The organism is Murimonas intestini (assembly GCF_024622195.1).
Taxonomy (GTDB): domain Bacteria; phylum Bacillota; class Clostridia; order Lachnospirales; family Lachnospiraceae; genus Murimonas; species Murimonas intestini.
Genome location: NZ_JANKBI010000017.1, coordinates 112,147 through 131,198 on the forward strand (window position 1 = coordinate 112,147; position 19,052 = coordinate 131,198).

19 protein-coding genes are annotated in these 19,052 nt (G+C 48.0%); 1 reads left to right on the top strand and 18 read right to left on the bottom strand.

What is annotated here, in order from left to right; all coding sequences use genetic code 11:
* The first annotated feature begins 21 nt into the window (after positions 1-21).
* Positions 22-1,047 (top strand): sugar kinase, encoded by a 1,026-nt coding sequence (locus NSB28_RS19990; protein ID WP_109748299.1) that lies wholly within the window; start codon positions 22-24, stop codon positions 1,045-1,047.
* A 124-nt stretch (positions 1,048-1,171) separates the two neighbouring features.
* On the opposite strand, the gene spoVAE is transcribed toward NSB28_RS19990, so the two are convergent.
* The 18 genes from spoVAE to NSB28_RS20080 all read right to left on the bottom strand — a co-directional run bounded on the left by spoVAE (position 1,172) and on the right by NSB28_RS20080 (position 18,608).
* Positions 1,172-1,528 (bottom strand): stage V sporulation protein AE, encoded by a 357-nt coding sequence (gene spoVAE, locus NSB28_RS19995; protein WP_109748392.1) that lies wholly within the window; start codon positions 1,526-1,528, stop codon positions 1,172-1,174.
* 20 nt (positions 1,529-1,548) lie between these two features.
* Complete coding sequence (spoVAD, locus tag NSB28_RS20000; RefSeq protein ID WP_109748298.1) at positions 1,549-2,559, bottom strand: stage V sporulation protein AD; 1,011 nt, start codon at positions 2,557-2,559, stop codon at positions 1,549-1,551.
* Between the two features lie 24 nt (positions 2,560-2,583).
* Positions 2,584-3,051: a stage V sporulation protein AC gene (gene spoVAC, locus NSB28_RS20005; RefSeq protein ID WP_257497904.1), complete on the bottom strand. Its 468-nt coding sequence runs from the start codon at positions 3,049-3,051 to the stop codon at positions 2,584-2,586.
* Between the two features lie 11 nt (positions 3,052-3,062).
* Positions 3,063-3,476 (bottom strand): stage V sporulation protein AB, encoded by a 414-nt coding sequence (locus tag NSB28_RS20010; RefSeq protein ID WP_109748296.1) that lies wholly within the window; start codon positions 3,474-3,476, stop codon positions 3,063-3,065.
* Between the two features lie 33 nt (positions 3,477-3,509).
* Positions 3,510-4,142 carry a stage V sporulation protein AA gene (locus tag NSB28_RS20015; RefSeq protein WP_109748295.1) on the bottom strand — a complete coding sequence of 211 codons (633 nt, stop codon included), beginning with the start codon at positions 4,140-4,142 and terminating at the stop codon, positions 3,510-3,512.
* A complete protein-coding gene (locus NSB28_RS20020) occupies positions 4,139-4,300 on the bottom strand; it encodes a hypothetical protein (protein WP_187374432.1) in 162 nt (53 codons plus the stop codon). The genes NSB28_RS20015 and NSB28_RS20020 overlap by 4 nt, the downstream gene beginning before the upstream one ends.
* A gap of 68 nt (positions 4,301-4,368) precedes the next feature.
* The gene (locus NSB28_RS20025; protein ID WP_109748294.1) at positions 4,369-5,085 is read right to left on the bottom strand and encodes a SigF/SigG family RNA polymerase sporulation sigma factor; all 717 of its coding nucleotides are present in this window, start codon (positions 5,083-5,085) and stop codon (positions 4,369-4,371) included.
* A 12-nt stretch (positions 5,086-5,097) separates the two neighbouring features.
* Positions 5,098-5,544 carry an anti-sigma F factor gene (gene spoIIAB, locus NSB28_RS20030; RefSeq protein WP_109748293.1) on the bottom strand — a complete coding sequence of 149 codons (447 nt, stop codon included), beginning with the start codon at positions 5,542-5,544 and terminating at the stop codon, positions 5,098-5,100.
* Between the two features lie 12 nt (positions 5,545-5,556).
* Entirely contained in the window at positions 5,557-5,898 is a 342-nt protein-coding gene (locus tag NSB28_RS20035; RefSeq protein ID WP_306812233.1) for an STAS domain-containing protein, read from the bottom strand.
* A gap of 144 nt (positions 5,899-6,042) precedes the next feature.
* Positions 6,043-7,692: a tetratricopeptide repeat protein gene (locus NSB28_RS20040; RefSeq protein WP_109748292.1), complete on the bottom strand. Its 1,650-nt coding sequence runs from the start codon at positions 7,690-7,692 to the stop codon at positions 6,043-6,045.
* Positions 7,693-7,702: 10 nt separating this feature from the next.
* The gene (locus NSB28_RS20045; protein ID WP_187374433.1) at positions 7,703-7,849 is read right to left on the bottom strand and encodes a hypothetical protein; all 147 of its coding nucleotides are present in this window, start codon (positions 7,847-7,849) and stop codon (positions 7,703-7,705) included.
* Entirely contained in the window at positions 7,842-9,146 is a 1,305-nt protein-coding gene (locus NSB28_RS20050) for a bifunctional folylpolyglutamate synthase/dihydrofolate synthase (RefSeq protein ID WP_109748291.1), read from the bottom strand. Before NSB28_RS20050 ends, NSB28_RS20045 begins: the two co-directional genes overlap by 8 nt.
* A 215-nt stretch (positions 9,147-9,361) precedes the next feature.
* Entirely contained in the window at positions 9,362-10,606 is a 1,245-nt protein-coding gene (locus NSB28_RS20055) for an NAD(P)/FAD-dependent oxidoreductase (protein WP_109748290.1), read from the bottom strand.
* 2 nt (positions 10,607-10,608) lie between these two features.
* On the bottom strand, positions 10,609-11,055 hold the full coding sequence (locus NSB28_RS20060; RefSeq protein WP_109748289.1) for a 4Fe-4S dicluster domain-containing protein: 447 nt from the start codon (positions 11,053-11,055) through the stop codon (positions 10,609-10,611).
* Between the two features lie 22 nt (positions 11,056-11,077).
* Positions 11,078-12,961 carry an anaerobic carbon-monoxide dehydrogenase catalytic subunit gene (gene cooS, locus NSB28_RS20065; RefSeq protein WP_109748288.1) on the bottom strand — a complete coding sequence of 628 codons (1,884 nt, stop codon included), beginning with the start codon at positions 12,959-12,961 and terminating at the stop codon, positions 11,078-11,080.
* Between the two features lie 221 nt (positions 12,962-13,182).
* Positions 13,183-14,484, bottom strand: a complete 1,302-nt coding sequence (locus NSB28_RS20070) for a sensor domain-containing diguanylate cyclase (RefSeq protein WP_109748287.1) — start codon at positions 14,482-14,484, stop codon at positions 13,183-13,185.
* 54 nt (positions 14,485-14,538) lie between these two features.
* A complete protein-coding gene (locus tag NSB28_RS20075) occupies positions 14,539-17,256 on the bottom strand; it encodes a cation-translocating P-type ATPase (RefSeq protein WP_109748286.1) in 2,718 nt (905 codons plus the stop codon).
* 179 nt (positions 17,257-17,435) lie between these two features.
* Positions 17,436-18,608 (bottom strand): NAD(P)-dependent malic enzyme, encoded by a 1,173-nt coding sequence (locus NSB28_RS20080; RefSeq protein WP_109748285.1) that lies wholly within the window; start codon positions 18,606-18,608, stop codon positions 17,436-17,438.
* Positions 18,609-19,052: the final 444 nt, after the last annotated feature.

A 19,052-nucleotide genomic window follows, 5' to 3' on the forward strand; every position in this document is an offset into this window, starting at 1 on the left:
TAAATATTGGAGGATTTTTAAATGGCAAAGAAAGTTATTACATTTGGTGAAATCATGCTGAGACTGGCTCCTGAAGGATATTACCGTTTCGTTCAGGCTGAATCTTTAGGCGCAACTTACGGCGGCGGAGAAGCAAATGTAGCTGTATCATTAGCTAACTACGGCATGGATGCCGCTTTCGTAACAAAAGTGCCGAAGCATGAGATTGGACAGTGTGCTGTAAATTCTTTAAGACGTTATGGTGTGGACACCTCTTATATGGTGCGCGGCGGAAACCGTCTCGGCATCTACTTCCTGGAAAAAGGCGCCAGCCAGCGTCCTTCCAAGGTCATCTATGACCGTGCAGGATCTTCTATGGCTGAAGCAACTACTGCTGATTTTAACTGGGACGAGATTTTCGAGGGAGCCGACTGGTTCCATTTCACAGGCATCACACCGGCACTTGGTGACAATGTAGCAGCTGTCTGCCTGGAAGCATGCAAGGCTGCCAAGGCTAAAAACATCACTGTCAGCTGTGACCTGAACTACCGCAACAAGCTCTGGAGCAAAGAAAAAGCAGGACAGGTCATGGGCCAGCTCTGCGAGTATGTAGATGTATGCATCGCAAATGAAGAAGATGCAAGTGATGTATTCGGCATCAAAGCTGCCGGAACAGATGTCACAAGCGGTAAATTAAACCATGACGGTTACAAGGATGTGGCAAAACAGCTGGCTGACCGTTTTGGATTCCAGAAGGTAGCAATCACACTCCGTGAGTCAATTTCAGCAAATGATAATATGTGGGCTGCTATGCTCTATGACGGTAATGATTACTACTTCAGCAAGAAATATCCTATGCACATCGTAGACCGTGTAGGCGGCGGCGATTCCTTCGGCGGCGGACTTATCTACTCCTGCCTGACAGGATTTGAGCCTCAGCAGACTATTGAATTTGCAGTAGCTGCCAGCTGCCTGAAGCACAGCATCGAAGGAGACTTCAACCAGGTATCTGTTGATGAAGTCATGAAACTGGCCGGCGGAGACGGATCAGGCCGTGTGCAGAGATAACGGAATATTTTTCCGTTACCATTTATAAAATTGTCAATATCTTAATTCCTAAAATGTATATAGAAATCCCCCCTCGGGCTGTACGCCATTGCAGCCTGAGAGGGGATTTCGTGTTGGTCTTCCGCTATTCCTTCATCTTTGGTTTAAAGACAAGGCTGGCCAGATAGGAGAATACAAGTGCTGCGGATATTCCCACCGCACTTGATGTAAATCCTCCCATAAAAATACCTATAAATCCATCTGTTTCTATTGCTTCTTTGACTCCCTTCCAAAGCAGGTTCCCAAATCCCAGAAGAGGCACTGAGGCGCCCGCCCCGGCGAAGTCCATAAAGGGCTGGTAGATGCCCACAGCGCCCAGTACTGCACCTGAGCATACAAGAATGACCATGATCCTGCCTGGCATCAGTTTTGTCTTTTCCATCAATATCTGTACAAGGGCGCATATAAGTCCCCCTACCCAGAATGCATTAATATAGTCCATCATATTCCTTTTCCTCCATTTCAGCAGTGCTCTATGACAACACCGTGGGCTATCCCGGGCACACTCTGGCCTTCATTAAAGCTGACAGTAGAGAGCAGCGCGCCTGTGGGAACAAAAAGCACCCGCTTCCAGCTCCCTTTCTCTATCTTAGGAAGTATCATGGCAGCAAGTGTTACTGCTGAACATCCGCATCCGCTGCCGCCTGAATGTGTATCCTGGGTCTGCTGGTCATATATCTCTATGCCGCAGTCTGTATGCACCTTACTGATATCAAATCCCTTTTCCTTCAGCAGGTCAATCAATATCTTCTGCCCCACATATCCCAGGTCCCCGGTAATGATCTTATCATAATCCTCCGGCTGCCTGTTAAAGTCCATGAAGTTCTGATAAATAGTGTCACAGGCAGCCGGAGCCATACACGCACCCATATTCATAGAATCTTTGACGCCAAAATCCACGACCTTTCCGGTGGTCACGCCAGTAATCCTGGCTTTTCCTCCCTTGGGGGCAAGTACAAAGGCCCCGCTTCCCGTGACGGTCCAGGTAGCTGCAAGGGGACGCTGGTTTCCGTATTCCAGGGGAAACCGAAACTGTTTCTCCGCACTGGCGAAGTGGCTGGATGTAAGGGCCAGCACATAGTCACCGTATCCTGCCGCCACTGCCATAGCTCCCAGAGACAGGGATTCCCCGCAGGTTGAACAGGCTCCATAGAGCCCGAACATGGGAATGTTCATATCCACCACCCCGAAGGAGGTAGCTATAAGCTGTCCCAGAAGATCGCCTGCAAACAGGTATCTGATCTGTGTGGGCAGCAGTCCTGCCTTCCCCAGAGCCATCTGGGCTGCTTCTTTCTGCAGCGTGCTCTCTGCCTTCTCCCAGTTGTCCTCTCCAAACATGGGATCATCCCCCACCAGATCAAAAAGCTTTCCAAGAGGGCCTTCCCCCTCCTTTTTTCCTACAACTGATGCCGCGCTTATAATATGCGGCGCCTTGTCGAACTGAATACTCGACATTCCACAAATCTGGCTCATTTATTATCACCTCTCAATTAGTTATCATAAAACATGGACCGCTTTAAGCAGCCAGTAGATAAGGCCCACCAGCCAGCTTGTGAACACTCCGTAGAGGATCACAGGACCGGCGATAGTGAATATCTTGCATCCTATCCCGAATACCTGTCCCTCTTTCTGGAACTCAATTGCAGGCGCTGCCACTGAATTGGCAAACCCTGTGATAGGCACAAGTGTCCCTGCACCGCCGAACTTAGCCAGCTTGGGATAGATGCCAAATCCTGTCAGGATAACGCTCAGAAGTACAAGGATCATAGATGTCCATCCTCCTGATGTGTCTTTGTCCAGCCCCAGGCTGCCGCAGTAATTCAGCAGGAACTGTCCGATCACACATATGATCCCGCCTGTGACAAATGCCTTGAGCATGTTCATTGGCAGGCTGTGCGTGGGTGTCACCTGCTTTACGTATTCATTATACTGTTGGTTCTTCTTTTCTTTTAAAATATCTGCCATAAGTACCTCCATTACCACCGCATATAAAAATGCAGCAGGCTTCCTAATATTTTTCCGGCTGCCATAAAAATAATCACCAGACTCATGCCTTTGACCAGGCCAATCCTCCTGGCCATGATCGGGAAGATATTCACAATCTCAGCCAGCGCAAGTATCCATCCTCCCACATATATGCCGGCTCCAATGCCAAGGAGAGCCAGCCCTGCGGCGCCGAACGGCACATGGATATTGTATACTGTCAGAAGCACGCCAAAAATGCCTCCCAGGAGAATAATATCCTCATAGAGCCAGAGATACTCTCCTGTATGTGTGATGCCCACATATCTTGTGACTATCCCCAGGCCTATTACCAGCGCTATGACTCCCCCTGCAACGACAAACCCGCTGCTTAATCCAATGATTCCCATTAAAACCTGCACCAACACCCGGCATTCCTCCCTTCATTCTCTCAAACAGATCTATTCTTTCCGCTTTTCCTTATCAGGTTTGCGGTTGCTGGATTCCAGCAGTGTCTTATTTATATCATCCTCATATTTTCTCATCTGGACTTCCAGGGGAGTCGGGTCTGCCGTGAGTTTCCTTCCGGCAAAGTGGTTAAAAAAGATAAGGATGCCAAGCCCTACGCCTATAGAATAAGAAAGCTCCAGAATGGTAAAGCCGTCTGACGCGCGCCCTGTGAACTGTTCAAAGAGCTGGGCGAACAGATCAGTGATGCTTACATCATTATTAAATGTCATGATGGAGAAGGCTGCCCCAAAAAACATAAGGAAACAGACAAAGGCTGTCTTCAGCCAGTCCATAGCCGTCCCATGCTGCTTTTTCTTCTGCAGTGTAATGATAAATTCAGGTTCGCCAATATTGTTTACTTCCAGACTTGGGAAATCCTGATGGATCAGCGCTATTATCTCCATCACTGAGTGTACATACCTGCCCGGCCTTCCTTTGACCGCATCAGGAAATTTCAGGGCCCTGATGCGGTTTTCGAGTGATTTATTGCTGCAGTCCAGCTGGGCGATATCCTTCAGGTATACAGTAGTGTCATGGACTTCTACATTTTGGTCAATGTTCAGGTAAAGAGTATCATTTGTCATAAACAGCACTCCTCAGTTTTCTGTCCGAAAGCTTTTACAAAAGTTCCCCCTGCTTCATGGTTATTTTTCTGGACATATGAAGCATAATAAAATATACCGATGACAAGAGCCAGCATCAGCACAGCTGTCAGGCAAGCCAGTATTTTTTTCTTATACATTATGATCACTTCCTTTTTTCATCATTTTTAACTATTATTTGATTTTAGGCCAAAAATATACGGGGAAGTTATGAAATCCTTCCCCGCATCTTTGTCAATATTTTCTTTTCCATTCTTGAAACCTGTACCTGAGACATGTCCATCACCTGTGCCACCTGCGTCTGTGTTTTATCTTCAAAATACCGCAGATGTATCAGTTTCCTCTCCTCCCCGGTCAGTGTATCCAGAACCTCCGAAAGCATCATATGGTTTAAAAGCTCTTCATTTCTATTTTCTTTTTCTTCAATCTTATCCATTAAAAATATGGCGTTGCCGTCCCCCTGATAGATCGTCTGGTACAGCGACTCCACCTCCGCGGCAGATTCCATGGCAAGTATGATATCTTCTCTTGTTGCCCCGATCTCCATGGATATCTCTTCAACTGTGGGCTCCCTGCCCATTCTTTTTTCCAGCGCTTCTTTTGTCATATATGCCTTGCAGGCTGTCTCCTTTAAGGTTCGGCTGACTTTTATCATGCCGTCATCCCTTAAAAACCTCTTGATTTCCCCCGCTATCATGGGAACAGCGTAGGTGGAGAACTTCACGTCGTAGGACATGTCAAATTTATCTATCGCCTTAATAAGCCCAATGCTCCCTATCTGGACAAGGTCCTCCATCTCATGCCCCCGTCCGGCGAATCTTCTCACTATACTGTACACAAGCCCCATATTTTTTTCTACAAGTTCTTCTCTGGCATCTTTATCCCCCTGGTGAGATCTCTCAATTAACCTAAGGGTCTGATCCATCTGCCCATCCTTTCACCTTTCGAACTTGCTCTTCCCACAGCCTATTTTCTTTTTCATGGAGACCTTAGTGCCCTCATTTGGTTTTGAAGTCACTTCTATGGAATCCATAAAAGCCTCCATGAAGGCAAATCCCATCCCTGACCGCTCAGAGTCAGGCTTTGTTGTAAACAGCGGCTCCATTGCCTGCTCAATATTTTCAATCCCTATTCCGTGGTCTGTCACGTCCACACAAAAGGTATCATCCTCTATGCGGCATTCCACAACTATTTTCTCAATTGCCCCCTCGTAACCGTGTACGATTGAATTCGTGACAGCCTCTGAGAGGGCAGTCTTCACATCCGCCACTTCTTCCAGCGTCGGGTTCAGCTGCGTCATAAATGCCGCCACTGATACCCTGGCAAATCCTTCATTACATGACCTGCTGTCAAATTCCAGCCTCATTTCATTTGAAATCCCCATTGTTCTCCCCCCTTAGATTCGGTCGGACTGCTCCGGCAGCCCTTCATAGACATCCATAATTTTTGTCACTCCTGAAAATGTCAGTATTTTTCTGATGGACGGGTTTGCCCTTATCACCATCACCTTGCCCCCCGCGTAGTTCATTTTCTTATATCTGCCCAACAAAATGCCTATCCCTGAGCTGTCCATAAAAGATGTCCTGTTAAAATCAAAAACGATGCTTCTGATCCCATTTGCTTCTATGAGATAATCAATATTTGAAGTGATATGCTGTGCGCTGTGATGATCGATCTCCGCCGGCATCTCCACTGTCAGATTTCTTTCCCGAATCTTATAACCACCTTCCATTGCCATGTCCCCTCTCTTTTTCTTGTACCGCAGATCTCCCCTGTGCTTTTTTGCCTCCCCCGGCGTTGAGCGTTTACCTGACAGAAAGCACTTTCTGAGAGATAAAAAAGGACGCATACATTTTCTGTACACGTCCTCCGCTCCGAGGTATTATCCTGCAGTATAATCCATACCATCACCTGTTCCGTCTGCGTCGCTGCCGTTTCCCTGGTATTCTCCTCCGGTGCCGTCCCCGGTTCCTGTTCCCATTCCGCTTCCGTCAGTTCCCGCTGCGCCGTCTCCCGCCGGTGCGCCTGTATCTGTACCTGCATTCGTACCGTTTCCATCCTGACCTGCAGTGACTCCAGTATCTCCGTTCGGCATTATGCCCTGGCCTGCTGTCCCTCCGGTAGTTCCGCCCGCAGCACCTGTTGCTGCATCGCTGATGTATGTCTGTACCTCAGACGCCCTTTCACTTCCGGGGAATTTTTCCATATATTCCTTAAAGGTCTTATTGGCATTTGCAGTGTCTCCGCTGTTGTAATAAGCATGTCCCAGGAAATACAGGGCATATTCCTGATCAGGATCAGCCTCTACGGCCTTCTGATAGTTTTCTATGGCTGTCGCATAGTCTCCCGCTACATATGCCGTATCAGCTGCATTTGTAAATGTAGAATACATGTAAGTCTTCAGACCTGTGTTCAGTGTATCGTACAGATCTTTCCCGGCTCCCGTCATGGAATCAGCGTCTACTTCTCCCAGTGACTGTGCGGCGCCCGCCTGGTCCTCCGCCAGATATTTGTTGGCAGCCTCCAGTATTTTCTCATAGGACTGAGCCTTCGTATCAGCTGCATCCATGGTTTTCTGAGCCTCTTCAACCTTTGCCTTATAATCCTCAATTTCCTTATTAAGGCCTGATACCTGGGCAGCCTGGGAAGCCATTTTAGAATTTGCATCTGTTATCTGCTGGTTGGCATCCTGGTATATACTCTGTTTCGTGGAAGGCACCACAAGGAACCATACGATCGCACCTCCCAGAAGAAGCCCCAGGAAGATATTCAGAAACGTAGCCACTGTAGAGCTGTCCCTGAAAGTAGCCGGCTGTATGATCGTCTCATTACCGCTCATGTATGTGGTAGTACCTGTCAGCTTATTTACCTTTTCCTTGGCATACCGCTTTTTCTTATCCTCCAGGCTTGTCCCAACGCCTGTCATCTCTTCCACTTCACGCAGATAACGGAGGGTGGTCGTATTGGTGGCATCGATCCTGGCTGCCTTTTTAAGCAGCTTCCTCGCCTTTTCGTATTCCTGACGTTTCAGGTACAGCAGCGACAGAAGATGGTATCCTTTTATCAGCTTCGGGTTCTGGACCAGCACTTTTTTCAGCTGGATGACAGCCATATCCTCATTGTCCTGATGGCAGTACACCAGAGCCTGGTTGTACTTGCGTATAGTCTGGTTGATAATATCCAGCTTGTTTTTATTTGCCTGCAGCTTCTCTATGTAGATATCCGCCACATTCCCAGGCACATTCATATTCTTGCTGATGACCCATTCACAAAGGGCTGAAACCACCTCGCCCGTCTCAAAATACACAAGACCCAGCAGGTTACGCGCCGCAATATTTTCTTTATTAAACTTAAGGCTTCTTCTCAGGCATACGATCGCCCCTGACAGATCCCTGATACTGGCCTTCTCAAGCCCCTCATTATACAGTCTGTTGGATATTCGGATGATCTGCTTCTGCAAAGAGACGTCCGCCCCGCATCCTGTACAATAGTCAATTCCGGACAAAGGGGTTCCACAATATATACATTTCATAGAATTCCCCTTATTTCTTCTTGTTCTTTTCTTCTTTCAGCAGTTCCCTTAAGACATCTGTGATATCTGTCAGATCCTGGTTATAAATAGCGTCCTCCGCCTCATTTACATCCAGACTGGGCTGAAATTTTTTCAGTTCCTCGTCAAAATTAATCATGTGTACGTCTCCTTATCACACTTTTCAGCTCCCCTACCAGGTAGAGGGAACCGACACAGAACAGCATACCATCCTGTTTTTCCTTCAGGGCCTCCTCAAACGCATCTTCGATCACCTCCACAGGTGTCACCGGAGCATCTGTATATTTCCTGAAGATTTCTGAAAGCTTCTGAACAGGTACGACCCTGTCATTGTCAATCTGTGTCACTACGACAGCAGATGGCCTGGTACTTCTGCATATTGTCTCAATCATCTTTTCATAATTCTTTTCTGCAACAGCCGAGAACAGTATTACAACCCGCCTGTTTTCCTGCAGCCTCTGTACTGTTTTCACAAACTCCTGCACACCTGCCGCATTGTGGGCGCCGTCTAGGACCACCCCCGGCATGACTGTCTCCATACGTCCCTGCCAGGCAGTATTTTGTATCCCTTCAAGTCTTACCTGAAGCGGGATATCATGCTCTTTATCAAATGTCTCCACAGCCAGCAGAGCCAGAGAACTGTTCACTACCTGGTATTCTGCCAGGTAAGGAACTGTGACTTTAACATTCTCATAATACCCATAATGCAGGCAAAAATCAATGCTTTTATCGGTATTTACTAAAATTTCATACATCTTTCGGCGCAGCGGGACAGTCTCACAGCCTAATTGTGCAGCACGTTTCTCAATCACCTCTGCTGCCCTTTCATCCCCTGCATCGTATATGACCGGTACCCCCGGCTTGATGATCCCTGCCTTTTCCCATGCGATCTTTTCTACTGTATCTCCCAGGATCTCCGTATGGTCCAGACTGATGGATGTGATCACCACGGCTGCCGGATGCTCAATTGTATTTGTCGCGTCCAGCCTTCCCCCAAGTCCTGTCTCCAGAACCACATATTCCACACCTGCCTTCTCAAATGCTGTCATAGATAACGCAAACAGCAGTTCAAAATAAGTGGGATGCGGGAAACCTTCCTCCAGCATGCCTTTTACAGCCGCCTGCACCTTCATATATGCACTGAGGAATTCTTCATCGCTGATCGGCTCATTATCTATCTGGAAACGCTCATTTATCTTCACAAGGTGGGGCGATGTAAACAGGCCTGTCCTTCTGCCCGATCTCACAAGTATAGAAGACAGAAAAGCACACACGCTGCCCTTGCCATTCGTCCCTGCCACATGGATGATCTTCAGATTCCTGTCCGGCCGTCCAAGACGCTCCATCAATTCAACAGTATTCTCTAATTTATTTTTTTTAGTAAACTTTGGAACACTTAAAATATATTCCACTGCTTCTTCGTAATTCAATGTCATCACCATTTCTTTCGTTTTATGCCTTTTGGCACCTGTGCAGGTTTTCCTGCCCTTTTCCTATTATAATATAGTGACCGCAATATGCAAGTAATTTTTTTCGCAATATCCGCCAGGATTTACTGTTTAGCAGCACATAAAGGCGGTATGGCATCCGCAAATGCCATACCGCCTGTCTGATTAATTGCTGCATTCCAGCCTTGTGCTGTTCCGGTAAATTAACACTGTCCGCTGTAAATGTACTCCCCTGTGCTATCCAGTCCATAGAAATCCGCATAGCTGATATGAAAAATATTTTTTTCCTTCAGAAGTCCGGAGATATCTATCTTATTCTTGATCAGATGCTGCCAAAATCCGCTTCCTGAAATGTCCCCCTGAAGCTGGATCCCTGTCACAATGCCGTCCTTCACGATTGCCTTTTTATACTCACTCCTGCTCTCTTTTGTGTATACCTGGCAGCTGTCATCCTTTGGTTCGATATCACCTGCCGAGAGCATAGCCAGCCCGAAGAAATTGATTGTATTTTTTATACAGAAGCTGTCGGTATACGCCACAGGCATGCCTGCCATATTCATGGCAGCCTTTCTGCCCTGGTCCATGGCATTTGGCCATATGCCTGACAGGCCGGTCACATCACCTGCCGCATAGACATCCGGGTCTGAAGTCCTGAGATATTCATTTACCTTAAGGGATCTCTCCATCTCAAGTCCGCTGTCCTTCAGAAAATCAATGCACGGCCTCACGCCGGCAGCTGCCACAACAAAATCACATGGTATTTCTTCTCCATTGGCCAAAATGACATGAGTGATCTCATTCTTATCATTTACCTTTGAATCACTTGCTCCGATACCCAGCCTGAAGCTGGCTCCGGCTTTTTCAAAGAGCTCCTGATAAGCCCCCGCGGATGTGGCATCAGTCTGAAGAGGCAGGATCCTGTCCGCCATCTCTGCAATCGTGACCTTTACGCCCTGCTCCAGCAGAGCATATGCCACGTCCAGTCCTACAAGGCCTGATCCTACGATAAACACATGCTTTGCATTCTTTTCCTCCACTGCCTTCCTGATTTTCACAGCATCGCTCAGATCCCTGAAGCCGTACACGTTATCAGCTGTCCTGAAATTAGGGATAGGCGGAACAGAGTATACTGCCCCTGACGCGATCAGCAGTTTATCATATACCAGCTCACCGTCTTCCAGAATAACCTTTTTTGCGGCAGTATCCACGCGCTTTACAGCCTGTCCCCTGCTCCAGTATATATGATTTTTTTCGAAAAAATCCTCATCAGTGAAAGCAAGTCCTTCCACATCCCGTTCTCCTCCCAGATATTTGTGAAGCATACAGCGGGAATGGGAGTGCTCATCCTTTGATACCATCACTATAGAAGCGTCAGGCTTCAGTCTGCGGAGTCTTTCGGCGGCTGCCATACCTGCGGCGCCGCATCCGATAATCACATAATATTCCATCACTATACCTCCTCCACATAGATTGCCTGCTTTGGACAGGCAAGGACGCAGGCCGGGCCTTCAGGCCTGTCATTACAGAAATCACATTTGATGATCTTCGTCCTGTCTTCGCTGATCTTTGGGATTCCATACGGGCAGTTCATGACACACATAAAACAGGAACCGCATTTTGCCTCATCATATTTTACATGTCCTGTCTCTTCATCTTTCTGAAGCGCGCCGCTCATACAGCTGTTGGCACATGCGGGTTCCGTACAGTGGCGGCAGAACATGGGGAGGTAGCCCCCATTTACGCCGCATACTATCTCATTTCTGGCAACTGTCATGGGACTGTTAAAGTCGAGAGTCTCCACGCCTTCCTTACCATCCCTGCGGTGGCTGTCCATACAGGCAAGGGCGCAGTTCTTGCAGCCGTCGCATTTGGACGCATCAATCATTATTCTCTTCATCAGGTATGCCTCCTTTTCTGCTTCAGATGTTCAGCCCTTTTCTCTTGTCGTCTATGACTGCTTCAATCTTATCGGCCGCTTTGACAGGATCCAGTTCTACGATCACCTGTCCGCCTGTAATCTGCTTCATGTCTTCTGTGAGCACTTTCACCGCCAGATCACTGCCCGCAATGAAAGGCTGCTGTCCAAGATGGAGAGGCAGTCCCAGCGCCAGGCCAAAGCATCCGTCAGCCAGGGCCTGCTCTTCCAGCCATTGGGGAGCTGAAAGTACAAGAGGCAGCTGCGGCATATCAATATTAAGCGCCTGGGCCAGCTCTGTTGCCACTATTTCCAGACGTCCGATCGCGAGGCATGGTCCGAAATTAAGTACAGGAGCGATTCCCAGTGATTTGCAGACCTCCTTCAGTCCGTCTCCGGCCAGCTCAGCCGCTTCCGGCCTCATCAGTCCGACATTTTCAATACCGCCTGAAGAGCATCCTGCTGAAAGCACAATGATATCTCTCTTGATCAGCTCTTTTGTAAGCTCGACTGTACATACATCATGTCCCAGAGCAGTGAGGTTTGAGCATCCTACAACGCCTGCCACACCTTTGATCTTGCCTGCTACTATAAGATCCAGCAGAGGCTGCCAGTTTCCTCCCAGGAATTCCTTCAGGGATATCTCGCTGACACCTGTCAGTGTATTCTTATTTCCATGTTCAGGCAGCAGGTTCACAGGTACATTCCCTCTCCTGGCCTTATAGCTCTCGATCACCGCATCTATGATCTTGTCACTGTTTTCTTCTCTTGTCTCATAGGAATATTCCATCAGTTCAGCATTAGCTTTCTTTGCCACATCATCAAGACAGATCTGTTTGATCATCAGCTCATCACATATAGGTTCGATACCAGGCAGAGTACAGTTGAACTCAGAGAGCACTGCATCAATGGCTCCTGTGGCCAGCACAGCCTCACTGGTATAATTATTTCCTGCATGTCCGTCAAATATCTCTGTATAGTGGGCGCCTCTCAGCTGCAGATCCTGTCCCACACATGTACATCCCACAAGCTTAAAGCCTTTTGCACCGGCAGCTTTTGCTTTCTCGGTCACTTCAGGATCGGTCAGACGTTCCTGAAGGTGTACAAACAGGGAATGCTGATGCCCTGTGATCATGATATTGATATAATCCGGGTTGATCACGCCAAGTCCCACAGGAGCCATTCTGATCTCCGGCTCTCCCAGCATCACATCATTTAAAAGATTCGTCAGTGTAAGTCCGTACAGGCCGGTGGAAATACCCAGTTTCAAGCAGTTTAACAGCATATCAACAGGATCAGAATTCAGATTGGTAGAACATTTTACCACACCTGCAAAAACTTCTGATTTAGCTCCGCCCGGCAGTATTCCCAGCTCTTTCCATTTCTCATATCTGGGCTTATAGGCCATCTTCTCAACAAGCTCCATCTTCTCATACTCCGGTTTATAGAGATCTTTCAAAACGAGATCTGCCACCTTGTAAGCCAGGTCATGCTCGTCGCTCCCTGTGATCCCGAATTCCTCCGCAAGGCGCTTTAACGCTCCTTTTCCTTTTATAGGCGCTTTTGCCACAGCAGCATTTTTCAGGTTCAGGGCTGTGTTTTCAACCACATGGATATAACAGCCGCTTCCCGCTGCCACGGCCCTCAAAAAATTCCTGGCCACGATCGTATCTGCATTTGCGCCGCAGATCCCTCTTGGGCTCTTCGGGGTGATCCTGCACGGTCCGTTAGAGCACAGGCGGCAGCAGACTCCTTTTAATCCAAATCCGCACTTTGTGCTCTGTCCCTCCACCCTGTGGTGGGAAGTCTCCATAGGCAGGCCGGCGATATAACCCTCCAGGCATTTATCGGCACTTTTACAGGTATTGCAGCTAAAACACTGATTCATGAAATTATCCTCCTTAGGTATGTAAATGATGTTTATTTATCAATAACAGTTATTGTTATTATATTAACAGATGATCTGCTTTTTTTCAACCCTTTCTTGTAAATTTTGTCATTTTTATTTCATAGGAAAAGAAGTCTATTATGAAATAAAAATGCCGCACCCCAAACCGGGATACGGCACCTGCCACCATTTATTTTCATATTCTGTACATCATCAGTCCATTACCGGACATGAGAAATAACACCTGCAAAAAGATCCGGCCTGCCATACTCATCACGCACGAGATGTCCTGTGCACCTGAGGGGCACCCACTCACCCTTCCTGTTTACAGCTCTGTAGCGCACATCATGGCCTTCAGCCCTGCCGTCCGCCACTACCTGATTGGCTTCCAGAAATACCTTCTTGTCCTCCGGATGGATAAGGCGTCCCCATACTGCAGCCGCGTTTGGAATAATTTCTCCCGGCAGATCAAATTCCGCAACCATGGCAGGCGGATATCTGAACGTTCCTGTCTTCATATTCCCAGCATACACGTAATTATCAGTGGCCTGGATCAGGGCATCATATAAATGTTCCTTATCGTAATCAAATTCCTCTATTTCCTTTTCCAGCTGCGCAGGGCTGATCTTCAGCCTCTCCTGAGCCTTCCTTATATGGTATTCTCTCTTCTGGCAGTACATCTGCTCATCCGCCATGGAGATCAGCTCTGACAAAGAGTGGCCATCCCTGCCAGAAAATTCTACAAGGCCATAACAGAATGACAGCTTATACTGGATATTTTCCAGAACCGTAACCTCCGATATTTCTTTAAGAAGCCCCTCTACCTTTTCCCTTGCCTCCTGCAGGTGCAGCCCCTCAAATACAATTACAAATTCATCCCCGCTCAGCCTGAACGCCAGATCCTCTTCTCTGATATTGGCCAGCGTAACCCGCCCGATAAGCGCGAGGGCGCGGTCGCCGTGGACATGCCCATATGAGTCATTGATTTTTTTTAGTTCATTTAAGTCATACATACAGATAGTCCCTGACAGGTCCTGTTCTTCCATATACCGCAGCTTTCTGGCAAGCTGCTCTTTCCCCGCTCTTCTGTTATACATTCCTGTCAATTCGTCAACATTTGCCTGGACCCTGAGCTTTTTATAGTCTGTCACATCTACTGAATGCTGGAGATGTACCTTTCTCCCGTCCACCCAGGTTATAATACTGTCATAATTAGCATAAACCCGCCCTGTCAGGCTGTTCTTCTCTTCCCAGACGATCTGCGATACATTCTCTCCGCTCTCAAGCTGCTCTTTCAGCCTCTTCACCGGACAGAACGGGCAGGGGCCGCCCATATCCCTGACCATCACTTCCCAGCAGACCTTTCCCTGTGGATCAGCAATACCGAATTCTTCCTGCATGGTCCTGCTCATAAATAAGATTTCATTCGTCTCTATATCTGTCACATATATGATGGCATGCATATTATCTAGCAGGGAATAGAATGTATGATTCATCATCTGCTCCTCCGGCTGTACTTTCATTGTCTCTCCCCCTGTAACCCTGGCTATATTCTTTTAGTACAGTATAGCAGATTCTTACATACGTTGCCAGTAGGTAATTACTGTATTTGCTGCTGCCTTATACCCGGCCTTGGGCGATCCCTTCCTTTTCAGCAGAGAGACAAGTACAAATATCTCGTGTGCCAAAAGCGGAAACGCTGCCAAGAAAATAAGATTTCCCCATTCTTCAAAGGATAGGGCTACCGTACCGAATACACCTATAAGAGCCGGAATCTCCGTAACTGCTGCCTGAAGCACAAATCCCATGACAAATGCCCCTATCATCAGCTTGTTGGAGAGATGGTTCATTCTGAAGACGGATTTTGCCACATCCCTCATCCCCACGGCATGGAAGAGCTCTGACAGGCACAGTACTGTAAACGCATATGTCTGGGACCGGTTGAGGATCGCCTCAGTCTTCAGCACTTCTGCAATATTTGCAATTGTAAATGCCATATTTCCTTCCCTCAGTACAGAGAGAGGCAGGATAAGAAACGCCGTCAGGCTCACAGCACCGATCAGGCATCCGTAGAACAGAGTGCACGCCAGCCCTCCTCCGGCAAACAGGCTCTCTTTGCTGTCTCTGGGCGGATTCTCCATAAGTTCTTCTCTGTCATTCTCATCCACCCCCAAAGCCAGAGCAGGCAGTGAATCTGTTATCAGATTTACCCACAGGATATGGCTGGCCTTGAGCGGAGAGGCCAGTCCTGCAATGATCGCCAGAAACATAGTAATGATTTCTCCGAAGTTGGAGGACAGGAGAAACAGTACGGATTTTTTTATATTCTCATATATCCCCCGCCCCTCTTCTATGGCTCTCTCTATAGTAGCAAAGTTATCATCTGTCAGAATAATGTCAGATGCATTTTTTGCCACATCAGTACCTGACACACCCATGGCAATTCCAATATCAGCAGTTTTCAAAGACGGGGCGTCATTGACTCCGTCGCCTGTCATAGCCACTATTTTATCCTTTGCCTTCAGTGCTTTGACAATGCGGACCTTATGCTCAGGGGATACCCTGGCAAACACCCTCACATTATCCAGGGCATCGGCCAGCTCTGCGTCTGTCATGGAAGAAAGCTGGGGTCCCGTCAGACATTCGCTTTGTTCCCTGGCAATGCCCAGATCACGGGCAATGGCAAAGGCCGTATCCACATGGTCGCCTGTTATCATGACAGTAGTCACGCCGGCGCTTCTGAATTTCTCTACCGCGCCCGCTGCTTCCGGCCTGGGCGGGTCGATCATTCCTGTCAGCCCGATAAAGGTCAGGTCCTTTTCCTGAAGATCCTTTTTATCTTTCTTCATCGAGACAGCCAGCACACGGAGCGCCTGGGCTGACATTCTCTCTGAGGCTTTCTCTATCTGCCGTCTGTATACATCTGTCATCCTGACTTCCCTGCCATCCAGCAGCATCTTTGTGCAGCGCTTTAGTACCTCGTCAGGCGCTCCCTTCGTATAATTGATATATCCCCCCGCCTGCCGGTGCTGGGTAGTCATCATCTTTCTTTTCGAATCAAAGGGCTTTTCATCCGTTCTGGGCTTTGCTTTTTCCAGCTGCTCCCGCCTGATATGATATTTTCCTGACAGCTCCAGAAGCGCCAGCTCTGTGGGCTCCCCGATGCATTCCTCATCGGAACATACCCCGTCATTGCACAGTGTCATACCTTCCAGAAATTCTTTCTGCCTGTCCGGGTTAAGCTGGTCTGAGTCCATCATCTGAAGGTTAACAAAGCATTTTGCCACTGTCATCTTATTCTGGGTCAATGTCCCTGTCTTGTCCGAACAGACAATACTCACAGCGCCAAGTGTCTCTACTGACGGCAGTCTCCGCACGATAGTGTTGACCTTTACCATCTTTGACACGCTGAGAGCCAGCACAATCGTAACCACAGCAGGCAGTCCCTCAGGCACTGCGGCTACTGCCAGGGAGATAGCTGTAAGGAACATATCTGCCACATCCCTCTTCTGAAGCAGGGCGATTCCAAAAAGGGCCACACAGAGCACAACAGCCACGATACTCAGCAGCTTTCCCAGATCCCCAAGGCGCCTCTGCAGCGGCGTCATCTCCTTTGGAGCTTCATTGATGATCGCTGCAATTTTGCCGATCTCTGTATCCATTCCCGTATTAGTGACAATTCCTTCCCCTCTTCCGTATGTCACCACAGTGGACATATAGGCCATATTCACCCTGTCCCCCATGGAAAGCTCTCCTCTTGCAGTAAAGTGTGCATCCTTTTCAACAGGAACTGTTTCCCCTGTCAGGGCTGATTCTTCAATCTTCAGGTTCACAGTGTCAAGAAGCCTCAGATCTGCAGGCACCTGCCGCCCGGCATCCAAAAAAACAAGATCCCCCGGAACAAGCTCTGAGGCAGCTATCTCCATCTGCTTTCCGCCGCGCTTAACTACAGCCCTGGGGCTTGTCAGTTTTTTCAGCGCATCAAGAGCCTTCTGCGCTTTTCCCTCCTGAATGACACCTACTACAGCATTTAAGACGATCACAGTCACAATAATGGCTGCATCGCTTATCTCTCCCAGCAGTATAGAGATCACTGTCGCTGCCAGAAGCACATAGATGAGGGGATCATTTAACTGTTCGAAAAATGCCCCCACCACAGTTGTTTTCTTCGCCTCTCTGAGGACATTCCTGCCATGGCTGTCCAGTCTTATTCGCGCCTCCTCGTCTGTAAGTCCATTCTTTTCATCACCCTGCAGTTCCTTTACCGTCTCCTGTATTGTCAGTTTTTCGAACACACGCTTCACTCCTTAGCAATTATTGCCGGCCTCCATAAGGCTTACCAGCTTTGTAAAGTGTATGCTGAGGGTTGTACAAATAGACATATAAAAGGGATGCCGGCTTCATCAGCGGCATCCCCTTTATGGACTTTTGGTAACTGTTCAGTACCTTCACAGTATTTCAGTTACATTCTATACTATATTCTGTTCACACCTGTATTCCTGGCAGCTTCTGCCACTGCTTCCGCTACTGCTTTTCCTACTCTCTTATCAAATGGATTAGGAATAATGTACTCCGGATTCAAATCCTCGTCTGATACAAGGCCTGCGATCGCGTATGCTGCTGCCAGCTTCATCTCATCATTGATATCCTTTGCACGTACATCCAGAGCACCGCGGAATATTCCCGGGAATGCCAGTACATTGTTGATCTGGTTCGGGAAATCACTGCGTCCTGTGCCGACTACGGCTGCGCCTGCTGCCTTTGCCAGATCCGGCATGATTTCCGGAACAGGATTAGCCATCGGGAAGAGGATAGGATCCTTTGCCATTGTCTTTACCATTTCCTCAGTCACTGTGCCCGGCGCTGATACACCGATAAATACGTCAGCCCCAACAAGCATATCTGCCAGACTGCCTGCTTTTTTCTCAAGATTTGTTATCTTTGCCATCTCTTCTTTTTCTGCATTCAGACCTTCTCTGCCTTCATAGATAGCGCCTGTGCGGTCGCACATGATGACATTTTTAAGACCCATGCTTACAAGAAGCTTAATGATCGCGATACCTGCCGCTCCGGCGCCTGATGTCACGACTCTGATATCCTCCAGCTTACGCCCTGTAAGCTTTAATGCATTTATCATAGCAGCTACAGTGACAACTGCTGTTCCGTGCTGGTCATCATGGAAAATTGGAATATCACAGCACTCTTTCAGCTTTCTTTCAATTTCAAAACACCTTGGTGCAGAAATATCTTCCAGGTTAACTCCGCCGAAGCTTCCTGCCAGAAGACTTACTGTTTTGACGATATCATCAACGTCTTTGCTACGCACACACAGAGGGAACGCATCTACTCCGCCAAACTCCTTGAAGAGCACACACTTGCCTTCCATAACAGGCATGCCTGCCTCCGGTCCGATATCACCCAGGCCGAGCACTGCCGTACCGTCAGTCACAACAGCGACCATATTGTGACGGCGTGTATACTTATAGGATAAATCCACATCTTCTGATATTTTCAGGCACGGTTCAGCTACACCAGGCGTATATGCAACAGAAAGCTGTTCCGGCGTCTCCACCTTGCACCTGCTGATCACTTCAATCTTACCCTGCCATTTTTCATGTTCCTGTAATGCGAATTCTTTCTTATCCATGGTATTTACTCCTTCCATTTCCCTTAGCATCAATTTCTTCCATCATTATAAGCTATATTCTTCCATTAGGCAACCGAATTTTTCAGGATTCAGAAAAGCGGACAAAGTCCGTGTGTGATGGACATTGTATGGCTGTTTAGGGAATTAGGGCGGAAGGACGCTTTGCACGGCAGGTAGTGAATCAGCGGAAGGGACAGGGAGGCAGCCAGGTGGTTTCGTGGTTCAGTCCGAACCGCTGCGTCGTGAAACTCTAAGGCTCCAAAGTCTGCTCGAACCGTGAAAGGCGGCCGGAAACTCGGTGCGTTTGCCGATGCAACCGCCCCTCAGACTGGTGTTAGAATATAAATAGTACAAGTCAAAATGAGAGTTTCTCATTAGAAAAATCATGGTACAATATAGGTACCTCACTGAAGGAGAATCTCATTATGACAAAACACTATGACA